The organism is Streptomyces africanus (assembly GCF_030816955.1).
GTDB classification, from domain to species: domain Bacteria; phylum Actinomycetota; class Actinomycetes; order Streptomycetales; family Streptomycetaceae; genus Streptomyces; species Streptomyces africanus.
Genome location: NZ_JAUSYP010000001.1, coordinates 3681978 through 3699674, shown reverse-complemented (window position 1 = coordinate 3699674; position 17697 = coordinate 3681978). Strand labels below are relative to the sequence as shown.

At 68.9% G+C, this 17697-nt stretch carries 20 protein-coding genes and 1 pseudogene; 9 read left to right on the top strand and 12 right to left on the bottom strand.

Annotation, left to right across the window (positions count from 1 at the left end; all coding sequences use genetic code 11):
• Window positions 1-25 precede the first annotated feature (25 nt).
• From QF034_RS16980 to QF034_RS16970, 3 genes are all read right to left on the bottom strand, one after another.
• The gene (locus QF034_RS16980; protein WP_307175766.1) at window positions 26-502 is read right to left on the bottom strand and encodes a tautomerase enzyme; all 477 of its coding nucleotides are present in this window, start codon (window positions 500-502) and stop codon (window positions 26-28) included.
• 79 nt (window positions 503-581) lie between these two features.
• The gene (locus QF034_RS16975) at window positions 582-1208 is read right to left on the bottom strand and encodes an NAD(P)-dependent oxidoreductase (RefSeq protein ID WP_306966147.1); all 627 of its coding nucleotides are present in this window, start codon (window positions 1206-1208) and stop codon (window positions 582-584) included.
• A gap of 26 nt (window positions 1209-1234) precedes the next feature.
• Window positions 1235-2077 (bottom strand): aldo/keto reductase, encoded by an 843-nt coding sequence (locus QF034_RS16970; RefSeq protein ID WP_306966148.1) that lies wholly within the window; start codon window positions 2075-2077, stop codon window positions 1235-1237.
• A 73-nt stretch (window positions 2078-2150) separates the two neighbouring features.
• On the opposite strand from QF034_RS16970, the gene QF034_RS16965 reads away from it, so the two are divergent.
• Window positions 2151-2816 (top strand): helix-turn-helix transcriptional regulator, encoded by a 666-nt coding sequence (locus tag QF034_RS16965; RefSeq protein ID WP_306966149.1) that lies wholly within the window; start codon window positions 2151-2153, stop codon window positions 2814-2816.
• A 298-nt stretch (window positions 2817-3114) separates the two neighbouring features.
• On the opposite strand, the pseudogene QF034_RS16960 reads toward QF034_RS16965, so the two are convergent.
• The 4 genes and pseudogenes from QF034_RS16960 to QF034_RS16945 all read right to left on the bottom strand — a co-directional run.
• Window positions 3115-4065 (bottom strand): annotated as a pseudogene (locus QF034_RS16960) (YaaC family protein); the annotation flags it as partial.
• A 181-nt stretch (window positions 4066-4246) separates the two neighbouring features.
• Window positions 4247-4894 (bottom strand): hypothetical protein, encoded by a 648-nt coding sequence (locus QF034_RS16955; protein ID WP_307175764.1) that lies wholly within the window; start codon window positions 4892-4894, stop codon window positions 4247-4249.
• Window positions 4895-4972: 78 nt separating this feature from the next.
• Window positions 4973-5503, bottom strand: a complete 531-nt coding sequence (locus QF034_RS16950) for a GNAT family N-acetyltransferase (protein ID WP_307175763.1) — start codon at window positions 5501-5503, stop codon at window positions 4973-4975.
• Window positions 5488-6711 carry a helix-turn-helix transcriptional regulator gene (locus QF034_RS16945; RefSeq protein WP_503167799.1) on the bottom strand — a complete coding sequence of 408 codons (1224 nt, stop codon included), beginning with the start codon at window positions 6709-6711 and terminating at the stop codon, window positions 5488-5490. Before QF034_RS16945 ends, QF034_RS16950 begins: the two co-directional genes overlap by 16 nt.
• 283 nt (window positions 6712-6994) lie before the next feature.
• On the opposite strand from QF034_RS16945, the gene QF034_RS16940 reads away from it, so the two are divergent.
• From QF034_RS16940 to QF034_RS16915, 6 genes are all read left to right on the top strand, one after another.
• Complete coding sequence (locus QF034_RS16940; protein ID WP_307179896.1) at window positions 6995-7411, top strand: ATP-binding protein; 417 nt, start codon at window positions 6995-6997, stop codon at window positions 7409-7411.
• Window positions 7405-7767, top strand: a complete 363-nt coding sequence (locus QF034_RS16935; protein ID WP_307175761.1) for a hypothetical protein — start codon at window positions 7405-7407, stop codon at window positions 7765-7767. Before QF034_RS16940 ends, QF034_RS16935 begins: the two co-directional genes overlap by 7 nt.
• A 122-nt stretch (window positions 7768-7889) precedes the next feature.
• A complete protein-coding gene (gene tgmA, locus QF034_RS16930; RefSeq protein ID WP_306966158.1) occupies window positions 7890-8192 on the top strand; it encodes a putative ATP-grasp-modified RiPP in 303 nt (100 codons plus the stop codon).
• A gap of 5 nt (window positions 8193-8197) precedes the next feature.
• On the top strand, window positions 8198-9163 hold the full coding sequence (gene tgmB / locus QF034_RS16925) for an ATP-grasp ribosomal peptide maturase (protein ID WP_307175760.1): 966 nt from the start codon (window positions 8198-8200) through the stop codon (window positions 9161-9163).
• The gene (tgmC, locus tag QF034_RS16920; protein WP_307175759.1) at window positions 9153-10340 is read left to right on the top strand and encodes an ATP-grasp peptide maturase system methyltransferase; all 1188 of its coding nucleotides are present in this window, start codon (window positions 9153-9155) and stop codon (window positions 10338-10340) included. Before tgmB ends, tgmC begins: the two co-directional genes overlap by 11 nt.
• A 31-nt stretch (window positions 10341-10371) precedes the next feature.
• Entirely contained in the window at window positions 10372-10698 is a 327-nt protein-coding gene (locus QF034_RS16915) for a DUF6087 family protein (RefSeq protein ID WP_307175758.1), read from the top strand.
• Here the strand turns inward: QF034_RS16915 and QF034_RS16910 are convergent, their stop codons facing one another.
• The 4 genes from QF034_RS16910 to QF034_RS16895 form a co-directional block, all read right to left on the bottom strand.
• A complete protein-coding gene (locus QF034_RS16910) occupies window positions 10699-12375 on the bottom strand; it encodes a relaxase/mobilization nuclease domain-containing protein (protein ID WP_307175757.1) in 1677 nt (558 codons plus the stop codon).
• Window positions 12376-12379: 4 nt separating this feature from the next.
• Complete coding sequence (locus tag QF034_RS16905) at window positions 12380-12658, bottom strand: MobC family plasmid mobilization relaxosome protein (protein WP_307175756.1); 279 nt, start codon at window positions 12656-12658, stop codon at window positions 12380-12382.
• A gap of 514 nt (window positions 12659-13172) precedes the next feature.
• Window positions 13173-14339 (bottom strand): DUF3631 domain-containing protein, encoded by a 1167-nt coding sequence (locus tag QF034_RS16900; RefSeq protein WP_370880808.1) that lies wholly within the window; start codon window positions 14337-14339, stop codon window positions 13173-13175.
• Between the two features lie 675 nt (window positions 14340-15014).
• Entirely contained in the window at window positions 15015-15236 is a 222-nt protein-coding gene (locus QF034_RS16895; protein ID WP_370880807.1) for a helix-turn-helix transcriptional regulator, read from the bottom strand.
• Window positions 15237-15712: 476 nt separating this feature from the next.
• Here QF034_RS16895 and QF034_RS16890 point away from each other — a divergent pair, with 476 nt between their 5' ends.
• Together QF034_RS16890 and QF034_RS16885 are read left to right on the top strand one after the other, a co-directional pair.
• Window positions 15713-15994 carry a helix-turn-helix domain-containing protein gene (locus tag QF034_RS16890; RefSeq protein ID WP_307175754.1) on the top strand — a complete coding sequence of 94 codons (282 nt, stop codon included), beginning with the start codon at window positions 15713-15715 and terminating at the stop codon, window positions 15992-15994.
• 54 nt (window positions 15995-16048) lie between these two features.
• Window positions 16049-17233, top strand: coding sequence for a tyrosine-type recombinase/integrase (locus QF034_RS16885; RefSeq protein ID WP_307175753.1), 1185 nt, complete (start codon window positions 16049-16051; stop codon window positions 17231-17233).
• A gap of 95 nt (window positions 17234-17328) precedes the next feature.
• Here QF034_RS16885 and QF034_RS16880 read toward each other — a convergent pair whose 3' ends face one another.
• A complete protein-coding gene (locus tag QF034_RS16880; RefSeq protein WP_307175752.1) occupies window positions 17329-17673 on the bottom strand; it encodes a hypothetical protein in 345 nt (114 codons plus the stop codon).
• Between the last annotated feature and the right edge of the window lie 24 nt (window positions 17674-17697).

The following is a 17697-nucleotide window of genomic DNA, read 5'->3' as shown; positions in this document are numbered from 1 at the left end:
GCCTGGAGGCCCGTCGCTGTCGACTTCAGGCGCCCAGCGCGGCACGGACGGCTTTGGCCCTCTCCTCCGTGAACACGCCGCTCTCAAGGAGTGGGAGGACGGACAGCACGCCCCCGGACGAGCCCCAGCTGCCCTCGTCGATCACGCGGAAGTTGACCCACCACGTCGGTGACGGCTTCTCCAGTCCGCAGGACTCCGCCAGCGCCGCCAGGACACGCTCGATGACCTGGCCTCGTACGTCCGGCTGCCAGGCGGCGTCCATGACCGCGATGTCGATCACCATCACGTCGAGTTCCTGGCCGGCGTCCGAAAGCAGCCGCCCGCCGATCGCCATCATGTCCCGCTCGCGCTCGACGAAGTGCACCTGGAACCCGACGCGGGCGGCCGGAGCGGGCTGTCCCACCTCGGGCACCAGCACCGCGTCCGTCAGCGTCTCGGCCAGCTCGCGGCGCCGGCCGAGGTCGAGGCGTCCCTTGGGGGCGTTCACGGTAATGATCGTCACGACATCCTCCTATGACAGACGTTATAGAAACCGAGGCTACACGCTTCTATAACGACTGTCATACTCGGAGTGTGGACTCTCAGTCCGAGATCACGGCGGTGCGGTTGATCCACTCCCTGCCATGTGCTGCCCGGTGCATGAAGGCGGCGACGTCCGCGCGGCTGATCGTCGGGTTGCCCTTCATCGGCAGCCGGTCGTCCGCGCGGTACGTACCCCTGGCCGGGCCGTGGGTCAGCCTGGTCGGGTAGACCAGGGTCCAGTCCAGCCCGCTGGAGCGGATGCTCTCGTCCGCGATCGCCTTGTCGGCGTAGATCGACCGCAGCAGCGTGCCGTAGATCAGCTTCTGCGCGCTGCTCGACCAGCCGAAGGTGTCGCCGACACCGAACGACGACAGCCACACCAGGCGGGAGACACCCACTTCCCCGGCCGCGCCGATCACGGCCACCGAGGCGCGCGTGAAGAGGCCGTCGGCGCGCACCGAGTTGCCCCTGCCGAGCGCGGAGACGATCGCGTCGTGCCCGGCCGCCGCGGCGGCGAGGTCGCGGTGTGAGGTGGCGTCGCCGGTGACCGGCGTGACCCGCTCGGCCAGGTCACCCAGGGCCGCCGGGTTACGCACGAAGGCCGTGACCGAGTCGCCGGATCGCACGGCCAGATCGACCACATGACGACCGGTGGGACCGGTCGCACCGAGGATCAGCAGTTTCATGGCAGGGGCTTCTTTCGTGTGCGACGTCAGGAGAGGTCGGCGAGGTCGTCGTCGGTGAGGGTGATCGCGGCGGCGGCCATGTTGTCCTCCAGGTGGGAGAGAGACCCCGTGCCCGGGATGGCCAGGGCCATCGGGGAGGAGGCCAGCAGCCAGGCGAGGCCGATCTGCGGGACGGTGGCACGGTGCCGGGCCGCCACCTTGGCAAGACGCTCGTCGTCGAGTTCCCGGCCGCCACCCACAGGGAAGAAGGGCACGAAGGCGATGCCGGACTCCTGGCAGGCGGCCAGGAAGTCCGCTTCGTCACGCTGGCCGGCGTGGTTCTGTACGGCGGCGACGGGCGCGATGGCACGAGCCTCCGCGAGATGGCCGGTGTCGACGTTGCTGAGGCCGAGGTGCCGGATCAGGCCCTCCTCGCGCAGCGCGGCGAGTGCCTCGAAGCGCTCGGCGAGCGACTCGCCGTGCGGGGGTGCCATCGCCCCGATGCGCAGGTAGACGAGATCGAGTCGGTCCACGCCCAGGCCGTCGAGGTTGGCTTCGACAAAGCCACGCATGTCGGCCGGGGTGCCATGGTGGAGGCCGTCGGGGCGGATGACGGGCCCGACCTTGGTGGCGATGACCAGGTTGGACGGGTAGGGGTACAGGGCCTCGCGGATCAGGTTGTTCGCACGCACCGCACCGCCGTGGCTGACGTAGAAGTCGGCGGTGTCGATGTGGTCGACCCCGAGTTCGACGGCGCGCCGCAGCACGGCACGGCCGACCTCCGGGTCGCGGGCGGGACCGCCCATACCGTCCTTGGAGGGCAGCCGCATGGCGCCGAAGCCGAGCCTGTTGACGTCAAGGTCGCCGCCGAGGCGGAATCTGTTGCTCATGGCCTCCAGCCTGCAAGGCCCGGCATCAGCCGACGAGCCCGTGGCACTTTGCTGCCACCGGCACAATGGATGCATGACACAGGTCGTGATGCTTCGCAGTGATCTTGAGCTCTGGGCGCGCATCAGACCCTTGGCGGAGTCGGACGACACGGAATGGGTCAACGTCGCCCGCGACCTCGACACCTGGCCCGGCGCCCGTGAGGCCGCCCGCCTGACGATGCGTCGTGACGGGGCGGTCCGGGCCCGCAAGCTGTACAGCCCCGCGGTGCTCGCCGACGAGCGCGACCGGGAAGCCCTGCGCGAGATGGCCGCCCACGGCATGCAGATCCGGATCACCGCCACCCCATTGTCCCGGGGAACCTTCTTCATCGACCGGCGAACCATGATCCTCACCAGCCCCATGACATCCGCACCGGCCGCCCCTGGACACCGCACCTACACCGTGAGTGCCACACCAGCCTTGGTCGACGGGGCCTACGCGCTGTTCGAAGCCGCGTGGGAGAGCGCCACCGACCTCGCGGCCTCTCTGAGCGCGGAATGGCCCCGGATCGACGCCCAAAGCGCAAGGGTCTTGCGCGCCCTGGCCTCCGGCGCCACCGACGAGACAGCCGCACGGGAACTCGGCATGTCGCTGCGCACCTACCGCCGCCGGGTCGCCGAACTGCTCGTCGCCCTCAACGCGGGCTCCCGTTTCCAGGCCGGACTACGCGCCGGCGAGATGGGCCTGACCCGCGGGTGATCACCGCCATAACCTGACACGTACGGATACGGATACGGCCGACCACCAGCCCCTACAGGCGTAGTAGCTGCTGTGCAGCAGTGACCGCTGGCGTTGGTTCGTGTCCGGTGGTGTTGTCCGTGCGGGTCAGCGGCGCCTGGCACGTTCTTATCTCTCACTCGTGCAGCGATTGGGGGCGGGAGGGCGCTGACCTGGGGTTTCGCAGGGAAGTATGCGTTGAACTGGGAAAACTCCTCTCGGTTCTCACAGATCAACGCTGTTTCCCAGGCTCATGTGCCCTGGATGTGCCCTGGCGGCTTCAGAATGCCATTGGCTTCGCGAGCAACAACGGCTCCTGATCCAGGCCCTCGAGGACGAGATGGGGGACGACTTCGAGGGCGATGTCCATGGCGTACTCAAGGGCGGCTGCGCTTTTGGACTTGTCGACGTCCAGGGCCTCGGACCACTTCCGGGGCTGGTACCGGGCCAGCATCGAGAAGCTGTAGAGGATCAGCCACCAGGACATGAGGGGAGTCGGGGGGTTCTTGGTGGGTTCGAAAGACGGACGTACGAAGCGGTCCGCGTTGAAGCGGTAGGCAGGAGCCCTGCTGTCGAAGAAGCGGTCGACTTCAGGCTCCTCCATCCCACGCTCGGGGGCAGGCCAGCAGATGTCAACGGAGAAGCGCCCAGGGCGGATCTCTGTGGAGGCATCCTGCTCGCCGCCCCAGAGACGTGCGTCGCGCAGACCTGGGTACTTCGGCAGGAACGATGTCAGCCACGCCCTCCTGTCCGCCGCCGAGGGCGTCTCGTCGTTCACGCAGACCGTGGCGCGCAGGTACTCGATCGGCGGCGCGGTGTCGCCGTTCCAGCTTTCCCAGTCGCCTCGCAAGGCTGGCTGGCTATCGGCGAGGAACATGACCGCCGGGTCGCTCATCATTCCTTCAAGCGGCGCCTCAGTGAGTTCGGGAATCGAGTTCCACAGGGCCCCGAGGCTGATCGCAGCCGCCGCACGCTCGGATCCTGTGGCGTCGGACACAGCCTGGAACGCGCCTTCGCCATCGGGCCTGACAGCCACGTCGGGGATGCTCTGCTCCATGTCGAGGATCTTCAAGCCGTGCTTGTCGAAGGTGAATCGGCCTGGTGCATGGGCCGCGGTCATCGCGAGGCCGGCCTGCACGAGGCCGTAGTACAGGTTGATGGGCCGTGTGGCGGCGGTGACGACCTTCGCCGCGTTCATCTGCTCTTCGAACTGCTGCAGGGCAGCGGCGAACGTCTTCCTTCTGGACGACGACTACTTGAGCTTGGTCTTGTTCACCAGGCTTGTACGGCGGTGCCGCAGGCCCACTCGAACGATTGTGGTTCCGTCCATACTTCGGCTTTCTTGTGTGCAGGGCCATACGCACGCCGGGCGCTTGGCGTGGAGGCGCAGGGTTGTCGGACCGTCCGCCGCCTCAGCGGTGACAGGTGGCTCGTTCTTTGAACAGGTCGAAGCCGCGCTGCATCATCGCGACGGTGCGGTCCGTGGCCCAGAACAGCACCTTGGGGGAGCTGGTGATTTGGGCGAGGTTCACACGGTCCTGGGTACCTACGATGGTCCGCTCCAGGACGCTGAGAGTGCCGTAAGTGTCGCCGTGGGCCAGGGAACTGCAACTGGTCCACACGACCTCGGCCTCGGCGCCCATGGGCGTCAGGGCGCCCGCTTCGCGCACGATCTCCGAGTAAGCGGGGGGCCGGAGGGCCTTCTTGGCGTTGTCCGGGTCCGTTCCCGCCTTGATGACGAGGTCTGTCAGCTGCTGCATGCGTACGTCCAGCGGACGCTTGGGCTGCTGCTGGAGGAGCGCGGTCATGCGGTCGGAGTTCTTGTTCTCGCCCGCCTGCATGGACAAGCGCCGCTGCACGCGTACGAGGCGCTGGGCGGGGCCGAGCATCCATACCGCGCGGGCGCTGTTCTCGAAGGCGCCGCGCAGCAGTGAGTACTGCCCGTGGGTGTGGAGCGTGATCGACACCGAGTTGTCCCGCAGGTCGTCCGCGAACGTAGAGCGGAAGCAGTGGAGATGGTCCACCGCCACGGTCAGCGCGATCCAGGCGTTGTGGGACACCTTATACGACGGCCGGCGGCCACGGGCGACTTGTGCGGGCAGGGTTCGACAGCCGTCTTGTCACTGGCTGACTGCGACTCAGTCCCGAAGGTCTTTGACCATGACCGCGTACACCGGTGAGTCGGCGAACGGTTGCTGCTCGCCGACTCTGGCGTATCCCCATGTTTCGTACAGGGCTTGGACCTTGGGGTGCGTGACGTCGACCAGCAGCACGGCGAGGTCTTCCGTACGTTCCTTGAGTAGCGCCTCGTGCAGGCGGTCGGCAATTCCCTGCTTGCGCCAGCTTGGGCGCACCATCACCTCGGAGACTGCGTAGGTGGAGGAGTAGCCGTTGTTCGGCTCGTACGCGGTGGAGCGCCACCATTCGCGGCCGGGGGTGAGCGGGGCGCCGTAGGCGAAGCCGACCGGTTCGTCTCCGTCGTACGCCACCACGCAGGAGAAGCCGTCCATGCCGGTCCAGTGGTCGACGAACCAGGCGAAGCGCTGGTGGAAGGGGTCGTCCATCTGGTCGGCGTAGGCGTCGGCGTGTACGTCGATGAGCATCTGCCGGAAGACCTCGGGGAGGTTTCCGTGCTGGAAGTGACGCAGGTCGGTCACGCTCGGCTCCATTCGGTTCGCATGCGGTCTGCCCAGTCTCGTACGCAGGAGGCGGAGGGAGCCATGATGAACAGGCCCCGGTGGAAGTCGCCCATGAGTGTGCGCATACGGCCGGGCAATGGGTCGCCATCCATGATGGTGAAGACGTCGGTGGCTGAGGCCGTGGCCTGTTCGGCCTCTCCCTGGTGGAGCTGTGCAAGGGCGAGCTGGGCGGTCGCGAGGGCCTTGTTGCGCCGGAAGGCGGTCGGGATCCTGGCCAGCGCACGGTGAGCCATGGCTTCGGCATGAGGGTGGCGTCCGCTGTTGAACTGGACGATTGCGGCGAGGTGGTCGAGTTCGGCCTGCCCGTAGAAGGCGGTCCAGCGCGGACGCTCTCGGTCGGCCACCCTGGTGAAAGTGTCCTGGGCTGATCCCAGTGAACGCAGGCCCGCACGGGCGTCACCGAGAGCCGCGTACGCGAGGGCGACGCGGACTCGGCCCAGCGAGTCGAAGAACGGGTCTCGGCGAGCCGCTGAGGAGGCTTGCGCGGCCTGGGCCGCTGCGAGGGCTTCGGGCCAGTTCTGCCGCTGGTAGGCGAGCATCGAGAGGTTGACCCAGACCCGCATTTCGGTGGGGCCGTCCTGGGAGAGGCCGGCGTACGTCGCTGATTCGTTCAGGTAGCTCTGGGCCTGGTCGAGATTGCGGGCGTCGATACAGGACCAGGCGGCGATGGTGGTGTACTCGGCGGCCAGTGCGTACAGGGCTCTGCGGACGCGTTCGCCAGCGTTGCGCTGCTGTAGTTCCAGCACCCTGGTGCGGCCCTGGGCGGCGGCCTTCTCCAGTGCCGTGTGTCCGCCCTGGCGGTCGTCCGCTTCGACAAGGGCGTTCATCCCGGCAGCGAGCCGGGCCACGTCCGACATGCCGACTGTCCGGCGTTGGGCCACCAAGGGAACGGTGGCAGCTGCGCTTCCGGTCGCTGAGGTGAGGAAAGTGCGACGCCGCACGGGGTCCTCCTGCGGGTGTTGCATGGTGCGTGGTGCGCTGAACCCTAAGTCCTCGACGGGACAACCGAACACCCGCTCCAGGGCTGCACACGTGCGTCCGATGGGGCGGCGGGAGGTTCCATTGAGGAGGTTGCGGATCGTGCGGTCGGAGACGTCACCGGGCCTGCCGGTGATCTCTGCCAGCGCAGCGTTCATCCGACCAGCCAATTCTTCCTGGGTGAGCCCGAGTTCCTCCATCCGGCCCTTGAGAATGGCGTTCGCTCCCATGGACCGACCGTAGCCCTGTGGTTACCGGCCGAACCAGACTCGAGGTCACCGGAGCGTAAAGTCTTCCGGTTCGCGTAGGTGCTGCGGGGCGCGACATTTCCTGTTCGTCGTCGGCCAAGTGCCGTTGACTCGGTACCAGCCGTTGAGCGGGCGAGATTCCCCTTCCTGCCTCTCGATGGCGTGGAGGAAAGCCCGCTCCTGCGCACCCTTCGCGGGGCGGGCGTCCCAGCCTCGGAGGGATGACCCCGTGACCATGACCGCCGCCAAGCCAACCGCGACTGGTGTTCCGGGCTACACCGAGACGGTGCCGTGCGAGCCGGAATCCGCGCGCCGCGCACGTCTGCTTGTCTCCGCGACTCTGGACACCTGGGACATAGGCGAGTTGGCCGAGGTGGGCACTCTGATCGTTTCGGAACTGATCAGCAATGCCGTCAGCCACACACGATGTCGCGCGGTCCGTGTGGTGATTCGGCGTGAGACGGCCGAAGTGATTCGGATCGGCGTTGCCGACACGTGCCGAGACACCCCGGAACCGGGCTGCCCTGAAGGTGACTCCGAGGGCGGCCGTGGTCTGCTCCTGGTCGAGTCGCTGAGCTGGCGGTGGGGCTACGACCTGCATCGTTGGGGCAAGCTCGTCTGGGCAGAGCTGCGGGTGCCGGCCGCATGTTGATCTCGCGTATCTCCTTACGGCTCCTGTCCTCGGAGGAACTGGTCGGAGACCCGTTCCCGGACGCGTGCGTGCAACTGGCCTTCGGCCCGACGCGTCCGTCTGACCAGGCCGACGCGGTTGTTGTCCCAGAGCCGGTCCGGTTGACCCCCGCCGACCTTGTGCGGCTGCGCGTCGAGTCGGGACTGGCTCTCGGCGAGATCCGCGCGGAGATGCAGCGTGCCGAGATCGCGTGGCGGCAGCAGCTCAGCCGCTGGTACCGCGACGGTCGGCTGGCGGCCGAGGCCCGCGCACCGGACATCAGCCTCCTTCAACGGGTCCTGGGCGGGCTGCGGAACCCTGGTCCGGTTACGACGTAGGCCCCGGTGCCTCTTCTTCCCGGAACCCCTGAGACTCCCGCACGAGCAGGACCGCCTTCCGCGATGCCCGTGCGGGTGAGCAAGTCAGGCGAAGAACAGAACTTCTGACAGGAAGGAAGACCGTGTTCAACCACATGGATCGATTCCCCACGGGCAGCCCGCTGCCGCAGGGGCATCTGACGGCGGCCCCGTGGGGTCTTCGTCGCATTGCCCCGTATCCGCCCGCCGAGGACCCCGCCTACGCGACGGTGACGCTGGACCCGGAGACGCAGACCGCCCGGTACTTCGATGCCTCCGGGGTGCCCACCATGTCCCCGGGCCACGGCACGTCCTCCGGTACGAATCCCGCGACCGGCACCACGGGCCAGGGCGACCGCAACAGCGACTCCCCGGACAGCGACACGGGCAACGACACCGACCAGTGACCCTGGTGACGAAAGACGATCGTCCGGTCCTGGTCGTCACCAACCTCGACGACCCGACCGCGGACTTCGTGATCGCCGAGCTGCACGACCGGGGTGTCCCGGTCGTGCGGTTCGACTCCGGTGACTTCCCCGCCACTCTGTCGTGCTCGGCCGCCATCGGCGGCGACAGTGACAGATGGCGGGGAAGCGTGCAGACCCCGAGCCGGCGTGCCGACCTGGGCGCGGTGCGTTCCATGTACTACCGGCGCCCCTCCGGGTTCGCCTTCCCCCATCTCGACAAGCAGGACGAACGGTTCGCTGCGGCCCAGGCCCGCTACGGGCTCGGCGGCATCCTGACCGCCCTGCCCGGCTGCCTCTACGTCAACCACCCCAACCGCATCGGCGACGCCGAGTACAAACCGGCCGGGCTCGCGGCAGCGGCGGCGGCCGGCTTCACGGTGCCGCCCACGCTCGTCACCAACGTTCCCGACGACGCACGCGCCTTCATCAAGGAGCACGGTCCGGCGATCTTCAAGCCGATCTCGGTCCCGCTCTACCTGGTCGACGGCAAGGCCCAGACCGTCCCCGTCACCGAGGTGGCCGCCGACGAGATCGACAACTCCGTGACCGGCAGCATGCACCTCTTCCAGACGCGCGTGGACAAGGTCGCCGACATCCGGGTGACGGTGATCGGCGAGCAGATCTTTGCCGTGCGGATCGACTCCGGTCTCCTCGACTGGCGCACGGACTACGGCACCCACACCTACACGCCGCTTGCCGCACCGCCCGCGGTGGAGCGGTCGATGCATGCCTATCTGAAGCACTTCGGGCTCGTCTTCGGGGCGTTCGACTTCGCTCTGACCGACTCCGGCGAGTGGATCTTCATCGAGTGCAATCCTTCCGGGCAGTGGGCATGGATGGAGCCGCCGACCGGTCTGCCGATGACTGCGGCACTCGCCGATCTTCTGGAAGGAGGACTCTGTGGCCAGTGAGACCGATATCGAGACGGCTGCGGTCGATCTCCGGCGCCGGCTCGCCCGGCAACTGGAGAAGGACGGACGGCTGCGCTCACCTGAGTGGCGGGCCGCCGTGGAGGCCGTGCCCCGGCACAGGTTCATCCCGCGCTTTTACCGGGAGAGCCATGTCCCGGGCGTCACCACCTGGGAGCCGGTCACACCGGAGACGGTCGGCAAGGAGGAGTGGCTCCGGCTCGTCTACACCGACGAGACATGGATGACTCAGTTCGACGGCCAGGACATCGATTGGGCCGAGCCGAAGCCGATCAGCAACGCGGCCCCGACCTCGTCCTCGACGTTGCCGAGCCTGGTGGTGCGGATGCTCGAAGACCTGGATGTGCAGGACGGCATGAACGTGCTGGAGATCGGCACCGGAACCGGATACTCGACAGCGCTGATGTGCCACCGGCTCGGTAGCGAGAGCGTGACCTCGATCGAGACGGACGAAGGCGTTGCCCGCCGAGCCAGCCACGCCCTCACCGAATCCGGTCATACGCCCCACCTGCTGGTGGGGGACGGCCGTGCCGGCCACCCCGACGGAGCCCCATACGACCGGCTGATCGCCACGTGCGGCTTCCGCAGCATCCCGCTCGCTTGGTTGGAGCAGGTCCGGCCGGGCGGCGTCATCCTCACCACCCTTCGCGGCTGGCTGCGCTCCCTCGGCCTGGTCAAGCTCATCGTCACCACTGACAGCGCGAGCGGCTGGTTCAGCGAGGACGACCCAAGCTTCATGATCGCCCGCCAGCAGGACGCACCGGAGAGCCTCGGCATGGTGCCGGGGCCCGACGACGGGACGGTACGGAGAGCCGCACGCGGGCCAGAAGTTCTCACCAGCTCCGGGCCGGCGTTCATGGCGCAGCTCGCGGCGCCGGACGCCCGCTTCTTCTCGATGGCGGTCGACAGCGGCCCAGTCCGCACGTTTCTGTTGGACAGCGTTACCGATTCCTTCGCCGTCCTCGCTCCCACGGACAGCGGCTGGCAAGTCCGCCAGGGCGGCCCCCGCCGCCTGTGGGACGCGGTCGAATCGGCGGTGGCTACCTGGGAGGAGTACGGCTCACCGAACACCGCGGCGTTCGGCGTGACTGTCTCCCGCGACCAGCAGGCCGTCTGGCTCGGGAACCCGAACGGCCCGCGGTGGCCGCTACCCTCCTGAGACAGCCGCCACCGACGCGAGGAACGCCAGGATGGACGACGAGCCGCTGAGGGACTGGGCGGAACGCCGTGACGCGAAGATCGGCCGACTTCGCGCCGTCCCTGTCGTGCCCGGCGACGGGCCCAGGGCATCGCATCTGAACCCGGATGCATGCCGCGCCATCGAGCGCTGGAACGGGCACGCATGGGAGCCGTACGGGTTCGCCGACAGCTTGGCCGAGGCCCAAGCCATCCTGTACCCAGAGGCCAACGATCCTTCACCTTCAGGGCCGGTGTCGAAGCCACTCGGCTCCGGCACCGGCAAGCACCGCAAACCCCAGGCGCCCAGGCCGGACAGTGGCGGCCGGGCACAGAGGTGATCAACGCCGCCGCGCCTGAGGCTGCGGCGGGCGCGGAGCGGCGGGGTGCCCCTCGATGTAGTGCGCGTTGGCTGCCTGGGCTCGTGGGCCGGGTGTGTGGCGTTCGCCGAGGCGACGGATGCGCCAGGTCAGTGCTCGTGCAGGGCTGTGGGCGTCGTCGAGAGTGCGCTGGCTGAGGGCCCGGTCGAGGATCGCGGTCGGATTGTGTCCGGCTGCTTCCGCCTCGGCGAGCACGGCGGCAAGGGCATCCCAGGCGGGGTCGGCCAGGATGCGCTCGGCGTGCTCCGTTGCTGCCTGCTGGAGGTGGTGGGCGAAGCGGCGCTTGGTCTGAAGGCTAGGGGAGCGGCGTGCGAGGTCCGTCAGGACCGGGCCAGCGACCTGCGCGTACGCGACCTGCAGATGGAGGAGTGCCTGTTCCGCTGCGGCCTCCTGCTGCGCGTGCTGGCGGCTGCGGTGCCAGTGCATCGCGTAGGCGACCGCGGTGAGCGCGACGTCCAGCAGCATCGCTAGCCCGGCACCGTCCTCGTGCCGTGCGGGGTCCTTCCAGATCGCCTGGACGCTGCGGCGCAGGACGCGTGTGCTGTCCAGGTCGGCGGCGATGCGGGAGCGGGTGGCGCGCTCGAAGACGGCCGCGGCCTGTTCGAGTTCGGCCTTCAGCGCCGACGGTGCGGTGACGGGCAGGAGGTCTAGTGCGGCCCCGAGCGCGACCAGCTGTCCCTGCCCCGTGGGGTTGTCGCCGTGGGTGAGGTGGTGGGGGATGCGTTCGGTGGCGGCGGTGGCCTGGTGCCACGGATTGCCCGGCCGGACGGTGACCGGCTCGGGGCTGGTGGTGGCGAGACGCTGGCGGATCTTGGGGAGGGAGAGGTCGGGGGCGAGGGTGGAGCCGGAGTAGAACACCGGGTCGCCCTTGTCGTTGGTGTCGCCGGGCAGGGCGAAGTTACAGCCAAGCGCGTCGCCGGACGGGCCTCGCTTGAGGCGCACGTTCACGTCGGTGGCCTCCAGCAGGGCGAAGAACTCGGTCTCATCCGCTGCGGCGGCGACGGCGCGGCGGACCCGCTGGCGCAGGATCTCGCGGGAGGTGGCGTCCTGGCACAGGCGCTTGGCCTTGAAGTGCTCCTTGCTGGTGGGGCGTTTGGCGGCGGTGCCGTCGCCCGGCTTCAACCGCCTCAGTCCGTAGTCGATTTCGATCTGGCGGGCTTCGCGCTGGACGGCGCACTGGTCGTAGTCGCGCTGGGGGCGTCGGCCGTCTTGCCGTACGAGGGTGGCGGCGATGTGGATGTGGTCGTCGGCGTGGCGGACAGCCACCCAGCGGCAGGCTTCGGTGTCGCCGTCGGGGGCGACGCCGGCGGCGGCCACGATCCGGCGGGCGATGTCCGCCCACTGGGCGTCGGTGAGGAGCGGGTCTTCGGGGGCGGCACGGACGGGGCAGTGCCACACGGTGTATTTGGGTGCCTTGTCGCCGAGCATCTTCACGGGCTGGTCGAGCTGCGCGGCGAGCTGCGCCTCCACCTCCTTCGGGTCGCGGTGGGGACTGCGGCCGGGGTCCGGGGCGAAGTCGTTCCAGGAGGCCACCAGGTGCGGGTCGACGTGCTCGTTGGCCCGGCCCTTGCCGAAGAGGTAGCCGATCGTGCGGCGCGTGGCCTCCGGCCCCTTGCCGAGGATGATCTTCGGGATCAAGGGCTCACCGCCCCTCGGTGATCTGGGCGACGGCGGTGTCCACCTCGGCGATGGATGCCTCGACGCGGTCCAGGAGCCGTTGGACGGTGTCGGGGTGGGGCCAGGCGCCGTCCCTGTTGAGGTGCCAGGTGAGCTGGTTGAGGTTGTTGCCGATGCCGCCGAGTTGCCGGTTGGCGGCCATCAGCGTCTGCACCATGGCGCGGTAGTCGGCGACGGCGGCGGTGGGGCCCTCGGCACGGGCGGCGGCGAGCGCGCACTCGGCGACGTAGCCGCCGGGCTGCATGCGGGCTCAGGGCGGCGGCTTTCTGCACGAGGGCGAACTCGTCGTCGTTGTAGCGGGGGTGGACGCGTCGCTCGCGCAGCTGCTTGTCACGCAGACGGCGACGCGGCGCAGGCTGCTGCGGCACGCTCGACGACGGCTCGCTGCCCCCAGTCCAGGTCGGCTCCCCCGGGCCGACCGACTCCGGTGCCCCTGCGCCGGATGCCTCCGCACCCTCCAGGGCGGGGGCCGGGTAAGGACTCCTTACCCGACAACTTGCTGCGCGTGTGACGGGGGTGCGGGGCATCTGCTTCTGGGGCATGGGGTGTTCGGGGTGCAGGTCGCGCATCGGAGTACTCCGTTGGTGAGGGGGCGGCAGGTGTGTCACGTGCGTCGCATCCGTCCCATGCCTGGTCAGGACAGGTACGGACACTCGGGCAGGTACGGAGAAGTCCGTCCCGGCGAGGACATCCGTCCCCGCGCTGACCTGCGCGGGGACGGATGCGACGCAGTGATACGGACCTTGGGGGGAGGCGGGTCAGCGGGCGCGGTGGGGGCCGGTGGGGCCGCCGGGCGGGCCGACGGGCAGCTGGCCCGCCGGGGCGGCGGGCGGCTTGCCCTGGGCCCGGTGCGCAGGTGTGGCGTCGTGCGCGGGGGCGGGCGCCGTCTCGGTGAGGTCGGGGCAGTGCCGGGCCCAGCTGTCGAGGAACCGGTTACGGGCGTACCCCTTGGCCTGCCTGCCCTTGTCGAAGCGGTAGTTGGCCGGGCTGATGCCGAAGTCCCTCAGCATGTTGCCCAGGTGGTGGGCGTTGAGTCCCTTGGTGCCGTGTTCCGCCCAGGGGGCGTCGGGGTCCTGGAGCAGAGCGGTAACCAGATCCAGAGAGGACAGGGATTCTGGGTTGCCGTGTGCCTGGAAGATGCGGTGGATGTCGCGCAGCAGTCGCGTCTTCAGGTTGGTCTGCTCGTCCTGGACGGCCTCGAACCGGGTCATCGCCACACAGGCCGCACGGGCATGGGCGGGCCAGTGGCCGCCGGCCAGGTCGGCGATGATGACCAGCGGTTCCCAGGTGTCCGCCGCCCGGTCCTCCACCGGCATGGTCGGCGCCATGCGAGCGGCCGTGCCGCGCAGCGGTCCCAGCCAGGCGGCCAGCTTGTCCCGCAGTGCGTTCAGTTCCGGTACGGCGTAGCGCGAGCGGAACGGGGTCACCTTCTCGCCGGGCTTGCGCTTTTGCATGCGGAGCACGACCGCCCGGTCCGTGATCGTGTCGGGCAGGTCGCCGATCGAGGCCAGCGCGGCCATGGCGAAGGTCGGATACGGGGTCGGCTTGTGCTCCGGACCGGAGATCCGCCAGGCGGGCCGGTTGCGCTGGTGACCGGCGTTCAGCAGGCCGCGCAGTTCCTCGTTCTCGCCGGCCTTGCTGAAGATGGTGTCGGCCTCGTCCACCAGGATCGTGCGCGGGTTCTTGCCGATGACGCGGAAGAGCACCGCCGTGGACATGTTCACCGTCATGATCGGCTGGTGGACGGTCTCGTGGAGTACGTCCAGCACCCGGGACTTGCCGCAGCCCTTCGTCGGGCCGACGACCGCCAGGCGCGGCGCGTGCTGCAGAACGCTCTGGATGTGCGTGGCCGCCACCCACAGGGTGACCGCGGTCAGCGCCTCGTCACTGGGCAGCACGACGTACTTGCCGATCGCTGCCCGCAACTCATCCAGCAGTACGGCACCCTCACCGGAACCCTGTTCCGAAGGGTCTTCCGGTCCCCGAGGAGGCCGGGGACCGACCTCGTGATCCGGTCCCCGTGCGTCGACGGGACCGGTCCCCTCCTGCTGGGCGGTTCCCGCCACGGGGGTGTCGGCCCCCAGCGACCGGCGGGGACCGTGATCACGGTCCCCATGACGGTCCCCTGGTGCAACTGCAGCCTCTTGGGGACCGGTCCCCGATTTCCCGCCGCTGGCCTGCGGGTTTGCGCCGGATGTCGATACGGGGACCGGGACGTGCGGGGACCGGGCAGTGGGCACGTCGCGGGGACGGTCCCCAAAAGCAGCCGCGTCAAAGGGAGGCTGGGGACCGCGTGCTTCCGCATCTGCCGCGTGCTCGACGGTCCCCGACGCGGGGGGCCGTGTGTCCGCCTGATCGTTGCGGTGCCAGGGGATGCCCTTGCCGGGACGGCGGGAGTGGGCCAGTCGATGGGGGAGGTGTTCGTGGTGCTGGGGGACGTAGAGTCCTCCATAGGCGTTCCTCTCCGGCAAGGGGCAGGACGGGCAAGGTCCCGCCCCTCACCAGCTCGTTCGTTCAGGGATGGGCAATCGACAGGGGAGTCTTCGGCCCTCGGCGTTGGCGCGCCGGGGGCCGTTCCGTTGTCCGCGCCGGGCGCCGGGTCAGGCTGTGAGGTCGTACGAGGTCTGGGCGTCCAGCCACGTGTCCACCTCCCGCCAGCGGTAGCGCAGGTGACGGCCGACCTTGTGGACGCTGGGGCCGATGCCCCGGTACTTCCACTGGTAGAGCGTCTTCACCGGCACCCCGAGGTAGGCGGCCACGTCGGTGGGAGTGGCGAGCTGGTCACGCTCGGCGCCGGCAAGGCGCGGGGAGTGGTTCGGCAATGAGGTCTCCATATCGGAATCAGGGTTATGGATGGCAGGCGTGGACAGCACAGCCACACCACCCGGGGAAGCATCCAGAGTGGATTCTGAACCCCGGCTACTTCCCTCGGCGTCACCGGGGAAGACCAAGACAGTAAGGGTGAATCACCGGTTGCCGAAATCGCTCCCGCGGAAGCAGAAGTTTTCTGTGGAGAAGCGACCGGCTAAGGTGCCGGAATCCGATACCTCAGCAGCTCAGAGGCGGCGCCCAGCAGTCAGCAGCGAAACGGCCAGCCCACCGGACACCGCATCCGATAGCCGCTCAAATCGCCCATATTTTTGGCGCGGAGGGAAGGTAGCACAACCTCCTTGCTGAAACGGCTCGTGATGTATCGGAATTCGACGAGACGAACACCACTTCGCCCCTGGACGCCTTTTGGAGAGTTTAAGAACTAACTCTTGCCATGGCGGCCGGCTGCAAGTTACAGCTATCTGTCATGCCCAACCGACCTGTCGAAATAGGCCCCGCCGGCCTCCACACCGCACGCGCCATCGAGCGCCTACGCCTCGCGCGCGGCCTGACCCAGCACCAGCTCGCCGCCCGCTGCACCGCGCTGGGCCGTCCGATGGCCAACACCGCCCTCAGCCGCACCGAACGCGCCCGCCGCCGATGCGACGTAGACGACCTCGTCGCCCTCGCCACCGCGCTCGGCGTTTCTCCCACGACCCTGCTCCTGCCGCTCCCGTCAGTGTCCGGTGATGATCGGAGGGAGTGCTAGTTGGCGCGGGTCTGGATTGAGGACCGCATAGGGCACGCGGCATACGTGCGTGCCGTGGCGGAAGCCAAGAGCGCGGGGCGTACGCCACCGGGGCGCTACCGCGTGCGCTGGTACGACCCTGACGGCAAGCCGAAGAAGAAGACCTTCGCCCGCAAGGTCGACGCCGAGGCGGAGCGGACAAGGATGGAGTCGCGTCTCAACGACGGCTCCTACCGCGATCCCGCAGCCGCGCGGGTGAAGTTCGCCGAGGTGGCGGAGTCCTGGCTGGCGGCCCAGCTCCACCTCAAGCGCTCAACCCGGGCTCGCTACCGCGGCGTTCTCGACGTCCACGTGATCCCCAAGTGGGGCACCACCCAGCTGGACCGCATTCACTTCGAGGACATCGCGGAGTGGCTCGCGGATCTGCTGTCCGGCGAGGCGACCGGCGGCAGGAAGCTTAGCCGCCGGTCGGTCCGCAAGGCGTACGTCGTCCTCAGCCGCGTTCTCGGCTACGCGGTCAAGGCCCGTCGTCTGGCAGCCAACCCGGCTGTCGGCGTGCCCTTGCCCAAGGCGATGCCGGCTGACCACGTGTACCTCGACGACATGCAGGTCGACGCACTGGCCAACGCGTCAGGCGCTTACCGGGTGTTCATCCTGCTGCTGGCCTACACCGGCCTGCGCTGGGGCGAGGCGTCCGCGCTGAAGGTGGGCCGCGTCGACCTGGACGCCTGCCGGGCCCACATCGTGGAGGCGTACGCCGAGGACAACGGCAAGCTCTACCTCGACACCCCCAAGAACCACGAGCGCCGTTCGGTACCGATCCCGCGGTTCCTGGCCGAGGAGTTGGCGCCGCACGTCCGGGGGCGGGGAGATGAGCAGTTGCTCTTCACGGCCCCGCAGGGCGGCCCGCTGCGGGCCCGGAACTTCCGTCAGCGGTTCTTCGCACCGGCGGTCGTGAAGGCCGGGCTGGGGCACCTCAAGGTCACCCCGCACAAGCTGCGCCATACGGCGGCCTCGCTCGCCATCGCCAGCGGCGCGGACGTCAACGTCGTACAGACGATGCTGGGCCACAAGTCCGCGACGCTGACCCTGGACACGTACGGGCACCTCTTCCCTGACCGTCTGGACGAGGTCTCGAAGAAGATGCACAAGCGCCGCTCCAAGCAACTGGCCAAGGCGAAGGCCAAGCTGGAGAAGGCGGAGCGGAAGGCCCGTGAGGCCGCCGAGGCGGTCGCCACCCTGGAGGACGATGCCGCGTGATGTGTGCCTGATCCGTGCCGGGGAGCCGTCACCGAGGGCGCCGCCCCACCGCGCTGATGCGGTGGGGCGGCGCCTTGCGTCTCCCCCGGATCAGGTCAGCCGCGCGGTCGGTGGCTTTCCTGCCGGGCCCGATCGATCGCGGCAGCGGCTGCATCTCCGGCCAGCCGCTCGATCTCCTCGGGAACCTTCCGCTCGTCGAGGGCAAAGAGCCGGTTACCGACGAGATGGGTGGTCGTCTTCCATCCGAGACGCCGTCCCGCTTCCCTGGCGGCACGCCGGACGTCCTTGAGCTCGCCCATCTCCGCAAGATCGTCAGCGCCAAGGATCAGCTGCCCGTAGTACCCCTCGTACTCCGGCTTCAGTGCGGCCTGCATCAGCGACTCAAGCCGCTCAACCAGCTTCTCGTACCGTCGCCGGGCCAGCTCGTCCTTCGCGGGCATCTCGCACAGCTCCCCACCTCTGCC